The organism is Gluconacetobacter sacchari (genome assembly GCF_014174255.1).
Lineage (GTDB): Bacteria > Pseudomonadota > Alphaproteobacteria > Acetobacterales > Acetobacteraceae > Gluconacetobacter > Gluconacetobacter sacchari.
Genome location: NZ_JABEQJ010000033.1, coordinates 37,436 through 52,718, shown reverse-complemented (window position 1 = coordinate 52,718; position 15,283 = coordinate 37,436). Strand labels below are relative to the sequence as shown.

The window sequence follows — 15,283 nt, the reverse complement described above, 5'->3', positions numbered from 1 at the left end:
CCCCATGACGCTGCCCGACCGCTTCATCGACCACAACACCCAGGACGCCCAATACCACGAGGCCGGACTCGACGCCGCCGCCATCGCCGCCACCGCCCTGCACGCCCTGGGACTCGAACAGACCGTCCAACCCTTGCCAAAGGTGACGATCGGACCGAAAGCATGATTGTTATGCGTATGACCTTCCCCCGCTCCCTGTCCCTTTCCCTGGCCCTCGGCACCGCCTTCGCGGCATCGCCCGGCGCCCTTCCGCTGCTGCCCGCCCCCGCGGCCCGCGCCCAGGCCGCCCCCGCCGCCACCGCGTCGGCGATCACGGCGCCGGTCAGCGCGCTCTATGCCGCTCTCAGCCGGATCCAGGCCCCCAACAGCGGCAGCTTCGCGCAGCGGACGCAGATACTCGGCCCGGTGGTGGACAAGGTCTATGATCTCGAAACCGTGCTGCGCGCCTCGGTGGGCCTGCGCTATGCCAGCTTCAGCGATGCCGACAAGCAGCGGCTGCGCGACGTGTTTCGCCAGTTCACGGTGGCGCGCTACGTCTCCAGCTTCAAGCCGGGCGGCGACGCGCGCTTCACCATCGATCCCACCCCCCGTCCCGCGCCCGTCGGCACCGACCAGATCGTGACGACCCATATCGGATCGGCGGACGATACCGACGGCACCGAGATCGACTATGTCCTGCGCTCCAGCCCGCAGGGCTGGCGGATCGTGGAAGTGCTGCTGAAAGGGAGCATCAGCCAGGTCGCCGCCCAGCGATCCGATTTCAGCGGGGCCCTGGCATCGGGGAATGTCCAGAACCTGATCGCCCTGCTACAGAAAAAGGTCCAGGCGTTCTCCGAGGACTGATGCCCCCGCGACGCCCGACCACACCCCACCGCCCCTTACCGGAACGCTGATGTCCGCCTTGCACGCCCTTGCCTCTCCCGCCGGTCTCGCCGCCCTGCTCGCGGCTGCCGGCTGCGTGCAGGCAGGCCTGGGCACCGGCCTGCTGGCCCGCTTCCGCTGGCGCGAGGAGCGGATCCCGCCGGGCGGTTCCCCCCCGCCGGTCACGATCCTCAAGCCGCTCCATGGCGACGAGCCGCTGCTGGAAGAGGCACTGGAGAGCTTCTGCACCCAGGACTACCCGCATTTCCAGATCATCTTCGGCGTCCAGGACGCGGGCGACCCGGCCATCGCGATCGTCCGCCGCCTGCGCGAGCGCCATCCCACGCTCGACATCGCGCTGGTCGTCGACCCGACGACGCACGGGGTCAACCGCAAGATCGGCAACCTGATCAACATGCTGCCCCACGCGCGGCACGATGTCCTGGTCATCTCCGACTCGGACATCCACGTGGCGCCGGACTATCTGCGCCACGTGGTCCACGCGCTGGCCGAACCGGGCGTCGGGCTGGCCACCACGCTCTATGCGGGCCTGCCGGCCTCGCGCAGCCTGCCGCGCCTGCTGGCCGCCTGCCAGATCAACCATAATTTCCTGCCCGGCGTCATGCTGTCGCGCTATCTGGGCCGGCAGGACTGCCTGGGCGCCACCATGGCCCTGCGACGCGAGACGCTGGAGGCCGTCGGCGGCCTGGAGGCCCTGGCGCCGCACATCGCCGACGACGCCATGCTGGGCCGTCTGGTGCGCGAGCGCGGGCTGCATATCGCCATCGCCCCCTGCATGACCTGGACCACGGTGGGCGAGGCCGGCTTCGGCGACGTGCTGATGCACGAGCTGCGCTGGGGCCGCACGGTCAAGACGCTGGAGCCGGCGGGCTATGCCGCCTCCGCCATCCAGCTCCCGCTGTTCTGGGCCGGGGTCAGCGTCCTGCTCTGCCCCCATGCGTCCTGGACATGGTGGTTTTTCCTCGCCGTCTGGGCGATCCGGGCGGTCTGCGCCTTCCTCACCGACCGGCTGCTGGCCCAGCGCAGCCTCGTTCCATTGCTGCTGCTTCCGGCGCGCGACTGGCTGTCGGCCGCGATCATGGCCGGCAGCGTCACCGGCACGCGCGTTGCCTGGCGTGGACAGACGATGCATATCACACCACATTCGGCTATAGCGCCGCCTACCCATCCGATCGTGCCGGGCGAATGACCGCCCTCCACGACACCACCAGACCGACCGGGAGACGGGCAGTACCGGGCCCATTCTCCCCACGTCCGAGGATCAGCGTACCATGACCAAGTTGAGAACCTTGTTCCTGCAACCCCCTTCCTTCGACGGTTTCGACGGCGGCGCGGGCTCCCGCTACCAGGCGAAGCGCGAGATCCGGTCGTTCTGGTACCCCACCTGGCTGGCCCAGCCCGCCGCCCTGGTCGAGGGCAGCCGCCTGATCGACGCCCCCCCGGCGCGCATGGGCATGGAGCCGATCCTCGAGGACGTGCGCAACCGTGACCTGGTCATCATGCACACCTCCACCCCGTCCTTCGCATCGGACGTGCGGGTGGCACAGATGCTCAAGGACGAAAATCCGAAGCTCAAGATCGGCATGGTCGGCGCCAAGGTCGCCGTGCAGGCCGAGGAAAGCCTGCTCAAGGCCCCCCCGGTCGATTTCGTCGCCCGCAACGAATTCGATTTCACGATCAAGGACATCGCCGACGGCATGCCGTTCGCCGAGGTCGACGGCATCTCCTTTCGCAACGAGGCGGGCGAGATCGTCCATAACCGCGACCGCGCGATCATCGAGAACATGGACAGCCTGCCGTTCGTGACCGAGGTCTACAAGCGCGACCTCCGGATCGAGGATTATTTCATCGGGTACCTCATGCACCCGTATATCTCGATCTATACCGGCCGCGGCTGCAAGTCGCGCTGCACCTTCTGCCTGTGGCCGCAGACGGTCGGCGGCCATCACTACCGCACCCGCAGCCCCGAGCACGTGGCGGCCGAAATCCGGCTGGCGAAGCAGTATTTCCCGCAGGTGAAGGAATTCTTCTTCGACGACGATACCTTCACCGACGACCTGCCCCGCGCCGAGGCGATCGCGAAGGAACTGGGCAAGCTGGGCGTCACCTGGTCGTGCAACGCCAAGGCCAACGTGCCGCGCAAGACGCTGGAAGTGCTCAAGGCCAACGGCCTGCGCCTGCTGCTGGTCGGCTATGAAAGCGGCAACCAGCAGATCCTGCACAACATCAAGAAGGGCATGCGCGTCGAAACGGCCCGCGAGTTCACGAAGAACTGCCACGAGCTGGGCATCAAGATCCACGGCACCTTCATCCTCGGCCTGCCCGGCGAAACGCGCGAGACCATCCAGGAGACGATCCGGTTCGCCACCGAGATCAATCCGCACACGCTCCAGGTCTCCCTGGCCGCGCCCTATCCCGGCACCTTCCTGCACAAGCAGGCGACCGAGAATGGCTGGCTGGACGAAAGCAACGCCGAGCTGATCGACGAGAACGGCGTGCAGATGGCCCCGCTGCACTACCCGCATCTGTCGCACAGCGAAATCTTCAACGGCGTCGAGGAATTCTACCGGAAATTCTATTTCCGCGCCCCGAAGATCGCCTCGATCGTCGGCGAGATGGTGCGCAGCCCGCAGATGATGAAGCGCCGCCTGCGCGAAGGGGTCGAGTTCTTCCAGTTCCTGAAAGACCGCCGCGCAGCTTGATTCAAGGGCTTTGCCCTTGACCCACCAAAGGGCGGTCGCCCTTTGGAAACCCATTCGTGGGAGGCAGGGCCGGAGGCCCTGCCGGGTCCCGAGTGACACCGCTTACCGGATCGCATCATGAAGCGCGTGATCATCTCCGCCGACGATTTCGGTCTGTCGGAGGAGGTCAACGAAGCCATCGAGATCGCCCATCGCGACGGACTGCTCTCCACCGCCAGCCTGATGGTCGCCGGCCCGGCGGCCGAGGACGCCATCGCGCGGGCCCGCCGCCTGCCCGACCTCCATGTCGGCCTGCACCTGGTGGTCATCGAAGGCCCGGCCATCCTCCCCCCCGCCGACATCCCGCTGCTGGTCGATGCGGAAGGACAATTCCCCGCCGACCAGCTCGATCTGGGCGTACGCTATTTCTTCCGCCCCGACGTCCGCCTGCAACTGGCCCTGGAAATCGAGGCCCAGTTCACGGCCTTCGCCCGCACCGGCCTGCGGCTGGACCACGCCAACGCCCACAAGCACATGCATCTGCACCCCACGGTGGGCAAATATCTGATCGAAAGCGGCCTGCGCCACGGCCTCCAGGCCGTCCGCGTCCCCCTGGAACCACCCGAACCGCTGATCGCGGCGGGGACCTACGCCGATTCGCTGGGCTCGGCCGCCCTGCGCCGCTGGACGGGCCTGCTGCGCCACCAGGCGCGCCGAGCCGGCCTGCGCACCAACGACTGGTGCTTCGGCATCGCGTGGAGCGGCCACATGACCGCCGACCGCGTCGCCGCCCTGGCCGCCCACCTGCCCGAAGGCCTGTCGGAACTCTATTTCCACCCCGCCACGGCAAAAAACGCCCTGCTGGACCGGCTGATGCCGACCTACGACCACCAGGGCGAACTCGCCGCCCTGTGCAGCCCCGGCTTCCGCGCCGGGCTGGCGCACTGCCACGCCGTTCCCACACACTGGACCGGCTGAAGGGCCTCCCGGCCCGTCGCACCGTCATGGTATGATCCCGCCCCTCAGAGAGGTGACGATGCGCTTTCATTCCGCCGCACACGGGCTCTTTCATGCCTCGGGCCACGCCGCGCCCCACGCTTTCCTGGGGCATGTCGTCCACGCGGCCTACAACGCCATGCTCTACACGACGATCTACCGGATCATGCGCCACGTCCCGCTGCCGATCATGGTCGCCCTCATCGCCGTGATCGCCCTGGTCAGCTATCACCGCATCCGCAATACCGGCCGCGCCCCGTGGTAATCCACGGAAACCCGCCCAACACCAGTCATCGCCGCGCCCGCGATACCGCACCACAATCCAAAAAAAACGCCCCGCCCCCGACGAGAGGGCGGGGCCGGACCTGTCCGTCGCCGGGCTCAAGCCGCCACGGCAATGCCCGGGCGGAGCGTGGCTTCAGCCAGATAGGGTCCGCCGGCCTTGATCTGGATGGTGAGCAGGGCGGGGCTGCCGGGCGTCCGCTCGCCGAGCGGCAGCAGGGCGCGGCCGGATGTCCAGCGCGTGTCTTCCCATTCCAGGACGTTCCACCCCTCCAGCTCCTTCTCGGCGAGATGGATCGCAAGGGCCGCCATGCGATTGCCTTCGAACATCGTGATCTCGCCGACGGCGACCCCGCAGGACCTGCGATCGTCGACGAACGGCCCGATCACGTCGCTGGGGCGACTGGCGCGGGAGACGATGCGCACGCTGTCCACGCCGGCCGGGATCAGGAAGGCAACATGGTCCCCGGCCTTGCGCGCGGGCCAGATGGTCACGCCGCCACCGGCGTCGAGATGAAGATCCATCTCGTCCGTGAGAGCGGGCGACGGTTCCCGGCTCCGTATGCCGGCCTGCTCCGCCCGCGCGTCGATCTGGCGGAACAGCGGCTCCACGAAGTCCCGGCTGACATCGAGCGGCGCCCCGGCATCGTCCCACGACAGGGCGCGCGACGGCATGAAGGACACGATCTTGCCATCCTGCCGGAAGACACGGCGGTTGCCGGTATCGAGATAGGATTCGGTGTGCATGCCGTCGGCGGTGATGACCGAATGCCGCGCGGTCTCGATGTGGTAATAGTCGTACACGGTGATGGATTTGTCGTAGAAGATCGAACGCCCGTTGACGAGCATCCGGACAGGAACGAATTTCCCGTCGAAGAACAGGCAATGCTCGGCGGTGATCAGCATGTCCTTGCAGGGCACGCCATCGGCGATCGCATCCTCGAGCACACGCACGGGCCACCCGGCCTCGTCGTCCGCAAGATGCGGACGGACGACGACCCTCTGGCTGCCCTGCCACGTCACCTCGCGCATGATCTCGGCGCTGCCATGCCAGTCGAAGGCAACGACCATGTCGCCGATCCGCACGTCCTCGACCGCGACATCGCCCGCCGCCGTCCGGATCATCGTCCCCGCGAGGAAGCAGGCGCCGATATACGTGTTTCCATTCGCCTGCGTGATATTCAGCGGGTTCTGCGATCCGGCGGCAGACGCGACCGAATAGGTCCCGTCATTCAGGGTAACGCCCGGGGCGAGATGAACATCCGTCGACGCCACCGTGTTGTTATTGGCGTCAAGGGCCGTGATCGTGACGCCGCCGCCAAGAAAATCATGCGATATGGAATAGGAAACGACCGGCGTCGACGTATCGGCGAATTCGATGACGGAATTGGCCGGATCATAATTATTGATCGTCGTTCCCGACAGGTTGATCAGGGCGCCGCCGCCATTGGCAACGAACGTCCCGCCACCGGTGCCGAAATTGATCACCGTCCCGCCCAGGAGATTGAGGAGAGACCCGCCGTTGCTGAATGTCCCGCCATTCGACAGGTTGACGGTCACCCCGCTCAGCGCGTTGGCGACGATGCCGTTCGATAATATCGCCGTGCCACCGTCGACATTGAACGTCGTCCCGCTCAGCACCGTGGCCGCCGTCGCGATCGTCGCGTTTCCGCCGACATAGATCGTATTATCGGTCAGCGTAAGAAGAGACGCGACCGTCGTGACCGAGCCCGAGACTCCGGGGGGAATGACGTACGTTCCGCCCAAAAGGAGCGAGGCGATCTGGAGACTGCCCCCATTGGCGGTCAGGACATTTCCCGCCGGTATCCCGTTGACGGTGGTGACCGCCCCGCCCGGATCGGTGATCGTCATGTCGTAAGTCGGATTGAGACCCAAGAACCCGCTATTGTAAACGAAGCTATAGACCGACCCGCTCGACGTCGTTCCGGTAAAGTTCCCTGCCATGACCGCCTCCCTTATTCGCGTCCCGATCCGGGGCAAACCGTCTTCCCGATCGGTCTGCCGATCCCAACGGTTGCGAAGTCTTTGTCGACGCGCATTAAGGCCGCGTTAAAGGCGAACGCCCATTGTTACAAAATAAGCGACATTTTTGGGGCTGCCGATCGGCGGGGAGGAAAAAGGCACCCCGCCGAAGGCCCGATGGCCTCCGGCGGGGCAGGGTCGGTGCCGCAGATGCTGCGCTAGATGCTGCTCTTGACCCAGTCCTTGAGCTGGCTCTTGGGCAGCGCGCCGACCTTGGTCGCCGCCGGCTTGCCGTCCTTGAACAGGATCAGCGTCGGGATGCCGCGCACGGCATAGGCATTGGGCGTGTTCGGGTTGTCGTCGATATTCACCTTGGCAACCGTCAGCTTGCCCTTCAACTCGGCACCGATCTCCTCCAGCGCGGGGGCGATCATCTTGCACGGGCCGCACCATTCGGCCCAGAAATCGACCAGCACCGGCCCTTCCGCCTTCAGGACATCGCTTTCGAAAGTGGCGTCGCTGACGGCCACGGTGTTTTCACTCATCACATCGCTCCTCGGGCTTCATTGGCGGCCCTCTGCCTGCACATGGCGCCGGACCACCGGGATTCAAGTCGCCGGTCCATCCGGCTCCGCGCCCGGAGCATGCAGTGCCAGCAGCGAATCGGGCAACGGCATGATCTGGACCGCCTCGGTCCAGACGAGGATGCATCGAACCGGCCGATCGGGATAGAGGCCGGCCATCAACGCCCGGTACGACGCCATCTGGCGCAGATACAGCACCGATGTCGACTCCGCGTCCTTCGGCGGCAGGCGATTGGTCTTGAAATCGCACAACAGCACCGCGTCGGGGCACACCACCATCCGGTCCACCTGCCCCACGATCACTCTGCCCCCGGCCACCCCCGCCACCGGCTGCTCCGCCCGGCTGCCGGGTCCGAACAGGGGGGCCAGCGCCGTGTCGTCCATCACCGCCAGCACCAGGCCGGCCAGTCTCGCCTGCTCGGCCGCATCCAGCCCGTTCCCCGGCCGTGCCAGCCACGCCAGCGCGACCGCCCGCCGCTGCTCCGGCGGGTGATCGGGCAGGTAGTGCAGCAGCGCATGCACGATCTCCCCCCGCCGCAGCGCCTGCTCGCGCGCCGCCGGCCGCCGGGCCCGCGCGATGGCCAGCGGCGAGCGCACGGCCGGCAGCGGCCCCAGCGGCGCATCGTCCGGCCGGCTGGGCACCAGCGGCCGCAGCAGCGCCGCTTCCGTCGGCGGCTTCGTCGCCACCCAGTCGGGCGCATTGCCCATCCAGTCCGGCAGCATCGCCGGCGCGGCCTCGGCACGCGGCGCACGCCTCTCGGTCGACGGTACGGCGGCAGGCGCCTCCAGCACCAGCCGCGTCCCCTCCCAGCCCAGATCGAACGGCCTTTCCTCGGCCCCCGCCTGCTCGAACCCCCGCCGGCAGAGGCTGTACCAGCAATCCTCGGCCACGGTGCGCTTCTGCTGCCAGCCGCAGACCACCAGCCGGTCGCTGGCCCGCGTCAGCGCGACATAGAGCAGCCGATGATATTCCTCCGCCGCCGCCTCGCGGATCGTGCGCTGCAACGCTCCGGTCGCCCCGACTCCCATATCGGCACGCGGCACCCACACCGGCACCTCCAGCCCCGAATCCTCATCCCGTCCCCAGACGATGCCGCCATCGAATTTCGCAACCCCCACCGTATCGGGCAGGATCACCAGCCGCGCCTGCAAGCCCTTGGCGCCATGGGCGGTCATCACCCGCACCATGTCGGCCGCCGCATCGGGTTCGCGCTTCACGCTTTCCTGCGACGCGCGCAGCCAGTGCAGAAACCCCTGGAGCGACGCCGGATGCAGCGATTCATACCGCAACGCCGCCGACAGCAGTTCATCCACCGGTTCGGCCGCCTCCGGCCCCAGCCGCGCCAGCAGGCGCGCGCGTCCCCCCAGCGGCCCCAGCGCCTCGGACAGCAACCTGTAGGGCGAGGCATAATCCACCCGCCGGAACAGCGTCTCCAGCATCGTCCACGCCGCCTGCCAGTCCGGCCGTTCCGCCTGCCGCCGCCACAGCGTGGCCCATAGCGGCTGCCCGCCGCGCCCGGCCGCCAGCGCCAGCAGGCTGTCATCCGACACCCCACCCAGCGGCGAGGTCAGCACGCAGGCCAGCGTCAGGTCATCCTGCGGCAGCAACAGCGCATCGCACAGCGCCATCAGGTCCTGCACGGCCACCTGGTCCGCCAGCCCGGTCCGCACCAGCGTCGCCACCGGCACGTCATGCGTCTTCAGCGCGCGGATCAGCGCGCGCACGAAGGCCGAGCGCCGGGGCACCAGCACCAGCACGTCCCCCGGCGTCAGCGGCGCCTGCCCCGGCTCGGGCGGCCGGCGCAGTTCGGCGACGATCCAGCCCGCCAGCGCATCCGCCAGACGCTGCGCCGCCGTCGATTGCCCCGCATTCTCGCGCGGCGCCCGCCACGGGTCGGGCGCGCCCCCGTCTTCCTCCACCGGCGTCAGCGGCCACAGCTCGACCCGCCCCCCCTGCCCCGGCCGCGCGGACAGATGCACCGGCACCGCGCCGCCGGGCTCGACCAGCCCCCGCGCCGCATCCGGCAAGGCAAAGACCGCATCGACCAGGTTCAGCACCGGCGCGGTAGAGCGGAACGACACCGTCAGCGCCGGCTCCTTCCACGGGCTTCCCGCCTCCTCCACCCGCCGGCGGAACCGCGCCCGCCACAGGCGAAACGCCTCGGGATCGGCCCCCTGGAACGAATAGATGGATTGTTTGTAGTCCCCCACCGCGAACAGCGTGCGCGGCGCCGCATCCGGCTCCCGCGCCCCCGCCCCGGCAAAGAACTCCGCCGTCAGCCCCCCCGCGATCGCCCACTGGTCGGGCGAGGTATCCTGCACCTCGTCCAGCAGCAGATGATCGATGCCGCCATCCAGCTTGTACAACACCCAGGCCGCGCCGGGATCTTTCAGCAGATCCAGCGTGCGCTCGATCAGGTCGTCATAATCGACCAGCCCCAGCCCCCGCTTGCGCTCGCCATAGCGCAGCAGCACCGGCACCGCGACATCCAGCAGCGCCATGCTGGCGCGCAACAGGCCGATGGCGCGGCACTCCTCGTCCACCGCGATCACACGCTCGGCCTCGGCCACCAGCGCGTCACAGACCCCCTCATGCTCCGCGTCGAACTTCGCGCTCAGCCCGCCCCGCTTGCGCGGCACATTCTCGCCGGTCACCAGCGCCGCGCGCCACAGGTCCCAGCGCGCCGCCCGCTCGTCCGGCGGCAGGGCCAGCCAGTCGAGCATCGCAACCGCCGTCCGCCGTGCCCCGGCCGGCCCCTCCGCCGCCACCACGCGCAGCACGTCGCGCAACCGCGTCTCGCCCGGCGGCACGCACGCCCCCAGGCGCAACGCCCCCTCGTCGCGACTCCGCACCCCCAGCACCCGCATCAGCGCGGCCTCGACCCCGCCGCGATCCACCGCCAGCCGCTCGATCACCGGCCGCAGCCGCCGCATCTGCCCCTGCAAGGTCCCGACCAGCGCCGCAAAGGCTCCCACCATCACCTGCCCGGCCAGCAGCGACACCGCATCGCCACCCGAACCCACCACCGCCTCCACCGCCTCGCCCAGCGCGATGCGCGCATCGGTCTCCTCGACCAGCGTGAAATGCGGGCTGATCGCGGCCTCGACCGGAAAACGGCGCAACAGGGACTGGCAGAAGGCATGGATGGTGCCGATCCGCATTCCGCCGGGCAGATCCAGCACCCGGGCGAACAATTCGCGCGCCGCCCGCAGCGTGCCCTCGCCCGGCGGCACCGACAGCGCCGCCAGTTCCCGCTCCAGTTCCCTATCCGGCAGCGTCACCCACCGTCCCAGCCGGTTCTGTAGCCGGATCGCCATTTCCGCCGCCGCCGCCTTGGTAAAGGTCAGGCACTGGATCCGCGCGGGGTCCGACCCGGCCAGCATCACGCCCTCCGGCCCCAGGCGCGGCAGCATCAGCCGCAGCAGCCGGTCGATCAGCAGCTTGGTCTTGCCACTCCCCGCCGAGGCGGAGACGAAGACCGACGCCTCCGGGTCCGACGCCTCGGCCTGCCGCGCATTGGCCAGCCCGATCGCATCGCCCGGCGGCAGGCTCATGGCGCCGCCTCATCGCGCGCGGCACTCCATTCCGCCACCCGCGCCAGCCGCGCGTAATCGGCGAAACGCGGGCTCTCCGCCGGATGCGGATGCGACAAATAAGGCTGCGCCGGGTCGTCATAGGTCGCGATCAGCGCGCGCAGGCTCTCCCACACCGAGTCCACCAGTGCCGCCAGCGCATCCCCCTCGGCCAGCGGCAGGATCTGCCCGGCCTCCGGGCCGCCGGTCAGCCGCCAATAGGCCAGTTCGCGTGTCGGCCCCGCCAGTTCCGGCCCGAACGCCCCCCGTTCCGCCATCGCGGCTTCCAGCACCAGTTGCGACGACCAGCCGGCCAGCACGGTCTTGCGCGTCGGCAGGGTCCCGGTCTTGTAGTCGACCAGCAGCAGCGCCCCCGCCGCGTCGCGGTCGATCCGGTCCGCCCGCCCCCGCAGCACGAACGGGCCGCCCGGCAGGTCCGACAGCACCGCCCGGCCGCTCTGCTCGGTCCGCGTCAGGACGATCTCCGCCCCCTCGCCGCCCGCCCGCGCCGCCTCGGTGGCGACGACCCACGAGGCGATCCGCTCCAACCGCGGCGCCCACCACGCCGCCAGCGCCGGCCGCAGCCGGGCCTCGGCCAGCGCCTCGGCAAACAGCGCGCGCAGCCCCGCCTCACCCCCACGCGCCCCCGGCAGCCGGCACCACCGGTCCAGCGCGGCATGGACGATGGTGCCGTAATCGGCGGCATCCGCCGGCTCCTCGATCTCCTTCAGCCGGCGCAGGCCCAGGACATGCCGCGCATGGATCGCATACGGATCGCGCATCCAGGTCTCGATCTCGGTAATCGTCAGGTCGCGCGGCCGCATCGCCACCGGCGGACAGGGCCGGGGCGGCGCCACCGGGCGCGGCGCCTCCGCCGGCCGGTCCAGCCGCGCCAGCCACGCCAGCGCCGCATGCGCCGGCAGCGCCTGCCCCCGCCCGGCCAGGAACGCATCCAGCCGCACCAGCCACCGCGCCGGCACGGTCGGCGCCCCGTCCCGCCGGCCGGGCACCGACAGCACGATCTCCCCGGCCGCACAGGCACAGGCGACGAAATCATGCGCCGCCTGCCCGATCGCCCGCTCGGGCGAAGGCAACCCCACCCGCGCCCGCATCGGCCGGCTCATCCACGGCCCGGGGTCGGTGGCGGGCGGCCACACCGCTTCCACCAGCCCGCCCAGCACCATGGTCTCGACCGACTGCAACCGCGCCTCCATCAGGCCCCAGATAAAGATGCGCGGATGCAGCACAGCCTCGCTCCGCCCCCGCAACCCGCGCCGCGACCGCACGGATACGCCGCCCATCGACGCCGTCAGCACCCCCTCCAGCACCCGCCCCGGCTGCGCCGGCAGCACATCGCAGAACGCCACCAGCGCCGCCAGATGCCGGCCCAGCGCATTGCCGTCCTCCCCCGCCCACAACCGGTCCTCACCCGATGCCTCATCGGTCGCCGCCAGCGCCTCCGCCGCCTCGATCAACCCGGTCAGCAGATCCGCGACCGGCCGCGCGTCCGCCGACCACAGCCCCAGCACCGGCTCCAGGCACCGCTCCAGCCGATCGACGAACCCCGCCAGGTCCTCCGGCGCATCGGGCCGGTCGGCCAGCGCCCCCTGGGCATCGTCCCGCGCCGATTCCAGCCGGTCCCGCAACCCCTCGAATCCCGGGCGGGGCGCCGGCCCCCGCAGCAACGCCCGCTCCAGCAGCCGCGCCGACGCCCGGCAGGCCCCCGGCGCCAGCCCGCACGCCGCCAGAGGATGTTTCAGCAGCGACAGCAGCGCCACGGGCGACAGCCCGCCCGCCGCCGCCCGCGCCAGCAGGCGCAGGAACACGGCGGGCGGCGTGGCATGCAACGGCTCGCCCGCGCTGTCGTCGGCCACGACGTTCCAGCGCGCCAGCTCGACCGCCACCCGCCCGGCCAGCGCCCGGTCGGGCGTCACCAGCGCCGCCCGGCGCCCCGGCGTCACGATCGCCTGCCGCAATACCAGCGCGATCGCGGCCGCTTCCTCCTGCTGGTCGGCGGCCCGCAGCACCGACAGCCCGTCCAGCGCCACCGGCCCCTCGTCACGCAGCCAGTCGCCCAGCGCCGCCGCCGGCAGCAGCGCCCGCGCCAGCACCCCGCCCCGCGCGGCCGGACAGGAGCGCGGTACGTCCGCCGCCCCCTCCCACACCGCCAGGTCGGCCCGTCCCCGCCCCAGCCCGGTCAGCAGGCGCGCCAGCCCGGCCTGCGGATGCCCGTCCGGCAGCGCCGCCCAGACCGCCTCGTCCAGCGACAGGTCGACCCACGGCAACACCAGCCGCCCCTCGGCGCGGCCCAGCACCGCATCCAGCACGTCGCGCACGCAGGGCACCGCATCGGTAAACCCCACGGCCCACAACCGCGATCCCACATCCGGCGCCACGCGCCAGCGCGCCGCCTGCGCCCGCAGCAGCGCGACCTGCCGCGCCGCCGGGTTCATCACCCCCTGCTCGGCCAGCCACGCCGGCCACACGCCGGTAACGATCGACAGAAACCGCAGCGTCTCACGCCAATGCTCGGCAAAATCCCCGTCCGCCGCCAGCGGCAGCGTCTCGGCCAGATCGCATTCCGCCCATTCGGCATCGTCCATCAGCTCGGCCAGCGCCCGCGCCAGCGGCCACGCCTGGTCCAGCGACAGAACCTCGCCGAACGCCCCCCCCGCCTTCAGGACCAGCAGCGCCAGCGTCGCCAGCCGGCGCAGCGGCTCGACGGCGGGCGGCAGGTCCAGCGCCATATCCCCCGACAGCGCCAACCCCACCTCGTCCAGACCGCCCAGCGGCGCGATGCGCGGCAGCAGCAGCGGCCTGCCATCGGCCCGGCGCAGAAACGCCTCGGTCAGCGCCCGCGCCGCCCGCCGGCTGGGCAGCAGGATCAGCCCGTCGCCGCTGCGCTGCGGATCGTCCTCCACCCCAACCATCCAGCGGGCCGCGATCTCGTCCAGAAACGGCACATGCGGCGGCACGGTCGCAATGACGCTCACAGCGCGGCATCGCTCTCTGTCGCGTCCGGCTCCCGCGCCAGACGCAAGGCCCGCGTCGCCGCCGGCAGATCGTCCGGCCGCGACAGATGGCACCACATCGAATCATGGACGATGCCATGCAGCCGCCCGCGCGCGATGGCCGCGTCCCACAGTCGGTTCAGGCTGAACGGCCCCGGCGGCGCCCCGGCGAACAGGGCGGGCGTCGCCACCTGCACGCCGGCGAAGACGTAAGGCGTCATCGCCCCCCGCGCCGCGCGACGCAGCCGCCCCTCGGCGTCCGAGGTAAAATCGCCCTGCCCGACCGCCCCCACCGCCAGGCTGGTCCGCGCCAGCAGCAGCAGCGCATCCATCCGCGCCGGATCGAAGGCGGCAGCCAGCCGCCGCAGCGCCGGCACCGGCCCGTTCAGCCACAGCGAATCGCCATTCAGCAGAAAGAACGGCTCCGGCCCCAGGGCGCCGTCGCGCAGCGCGGCCGCCGCGCTCCCCCCGCTTTCCAGCAGCGTCTCCTCGGGCCGGACGGTCACCGCCGGTCCCCGCCCGGCCTCGGCGCGCGCGCGCAGCGCCGCGCGCACCTTGCCGGCCTGCCAGCACACGTTCACCACCACGTCGGCCACCCCGGCCGCGTCCAGCCGGTCCAGCACATGGTCCATGATCGCCCGGCCATCCACCGCCAGCAGCGGCTTGGCCGTCTCCTCGGTCAGCGGCCGCATCCGGCTGCCGGCCCCGGCGGCGAACAGCATCGCCCTGCGCGGCATCGCAATGCTCATGCCGGCCTCCATGCCGCCAGTTCGACCCGCGCCGGCCGGTCGTCCCACCCCTCGATCCGCGCCCCGCGCGCCTCCGCGCCCGTCACCGACAGCGCGATCCGCAACGCCCCCGCGGGTGCCAGCGCCCCCAGCCGGTCCGGCCATTCCACCAGCACGATGCCCTCGCACGCATCGTCCCAGCCCAGCTCGTGCAGGCCCCCCGGCCCGTCCAGCCGCCAGAGGTCGAAATGCGCGACCGGCGCCACCGCCGCGTCATATATCTGCACCAGCGTAAAGGTCGGACTGGGCACCTCCATGTCCGGATCGTCACAGATGGCCCGCAGGAAGGCGCGCGAAAACACGCTCTTGCCGGCGCCCAGCTCTCCCGACAGCAGAATGGCGTCACCCGGCCGCGCGGCGCGGGCCAGCCGCCTCGCCAGGTCTTCCGTCGCCTCCGGGCTCGGCAGCATGATGGTCAGCGGTTCCATCCCCTCATGATGCCCACCGCCGCGGCAGCGGCACAAGGCCCCGTTTTTCTCCCGACGCATCCGCCATCTTGCACT

General features: G+C 70.5%; 11 protein-coding genes. 5 read left to right on the top strand and 6 right to left on the bottom strand.

The features are described 5' to 3' along the window. Positions 1 to 171 precede the first annotated feature (171 nt). The 5 genes from HLH48_RS19030 (at position 172) to HLH48_RS19010 (ending at position 4,824) form a co-directional block, all read left to right on the top strand. Positions 172 to 843 carry an ABC transporter substrate-binding protein gene (locus tag HLH48_RS19030; protein WP_373320223.1) on the top strand — a complete coding sequence of 224 codons (672 nt, stop codon included), beginning with the start codon at positions 172 to 174 and terminating at the stop codon, positions 841 to 843. Between the two features lie 49 nt (positions 844 to 892). Continuing rightward, positions 893 to 2,071 carry a bacteriohopanetetrol glucosamine biosynthesis glycosyltransferase HpnI gene (gene hpnI / locus HLH48_RS19025; RefSeq protein WP_182999056.1) on the top strand — a complete coding sequence of 393 codons (1,179 nt, stop codon included), beginning with the start codon at positions 893 to 895 and terminating at the stop codon, positions 2,069 to 2,071. A gap of 82 nt (positions 2,072 to 2,153) precedes the next feature. Then, positions 2,154 to 3,584, top strand: a complete 1,431-nt coding sequence (gene hpnJ / locus HLH48_RS19020) for a hopanoid biosynthesis associated radical SAM protein HpnJ (protein WP_182999055.1) — start codon at positions 2,154 to 2,156, stop codon at positions 3,582 to 3,584. Positions 3,585 to 3,701: 117 nt separating this feature from the next. Beyond that, positions 3,702 to 4,541, top strand: a complete 840-nt coding sequence (hpnK, locus tag HLH48_RS19015; protein ID WP_182999054.1) for a hopanoid biosynthesis-associated protein HpnK — start codon at positions 3,702 to 3,704, stop codon at positions 4,539 to 4,541. Between the two features lie 58 nt (positions 4,542 to 4,599). Beyond that, the gene (locus HLH48_RS19010) at positions 4,600 to 4,824 is read left to right on the top strand and encodes a hypothetical protein (protein WP_182999053.1); all 225 of its coding nucleotides are present in this window, start codon (positions 4,600 to 4,602) and stop codon (positions 4,822 to 4,824) included. Between the two features lie 116 nt (positions 4,825 to 4,940). Here HLH48_RS19010 and HLH48_RS19005 read toward each other — a convergent pair whose 3' ends face one another. From HLH48_RS19005 to tsaE, 6 genes are all read right to left on the bottom strand, one after another. Then, positions 4,941 to 6,806, bottom strand: coding sequence for a Hint domain-containing protein (locus tag HLH48_RS19005; protein ID WP_182999052.1), 1,866 nt, complete (start codon positions 6,804 to 6,806; stop codon positions 4,941 to 4,943). Between the two features lie 236 nt (positions 6,807 to 7,042). Beyond that, positions 7,043 to 7,369, bottom strand: a complete 327-nt coding sequence (trxA, locus tag HLH48_RS19000; protein WP_182999051.1) for a thioredoxin TrxA — start codon at positions 7,367 to 7,369, stop codon at positions 7,043 to 7,045. 63 nt (positions 7,370 to 7,432) lie between these two features. Beyond that, positions 7,433 to 10,963, bottom strand: a complete 3,531-nt coding sequence (gene addA / locus HLH48_RS18995) for a double-strand break repair helicase AddA (RefSeq protein ID WP_182999050.1) — start codon at positions 10,961 to 10,963, stop codon at positions 7,433 to 7,435. Beyond that, positions 10,960 to 13,974, bottom strand: coding sequence for a double-strand break repair protein AddB (gene addB / locus HLH48_RS18990; RefSeq protein WP_182999049.1), 3,015 nt, complete (start codon positions 13,972 to 13,974; stop codon positions 10,960 to 10,962). The genes addA and addB overlap by 4 nt, the downstream gene beginning before the upstream one ends. Further along, complete coding sequence (locus HLH48_RS18985) at positions 13,971 to 14,741, bottom strand: nucleotidyltransferase family protein (protein ID WP_182999048.1); 771 nt, start codon at positions 14,739 to 14,741, stop codon at positions 13,971 to 13,973. The genes addB and HLH48_RS18985 overlap by 4 nt, the downstream gene beginning before the upstream one ends. Next, positions 14,738 to 15,208, bottom strand: coding sequence for a tRNA (adenosine(37)-N6)-threonylcarbamoyltransferase complex ATPase subunit type 1 TsaE (gene tsaE / locus HLH48_RS18980; RefSeq protein ID WP_182999047.1), 471 nt, complete (start codon positions 15,206 to 15,208; stop codon positions 14,738 to 14,740). The genes HLH48_RS18985 and tsaE overlap by 4 nt, the downstream gene beginning before the upstream one ends. Positions 15,209 to 15,283: the final 75 nt, after the last annotated feature.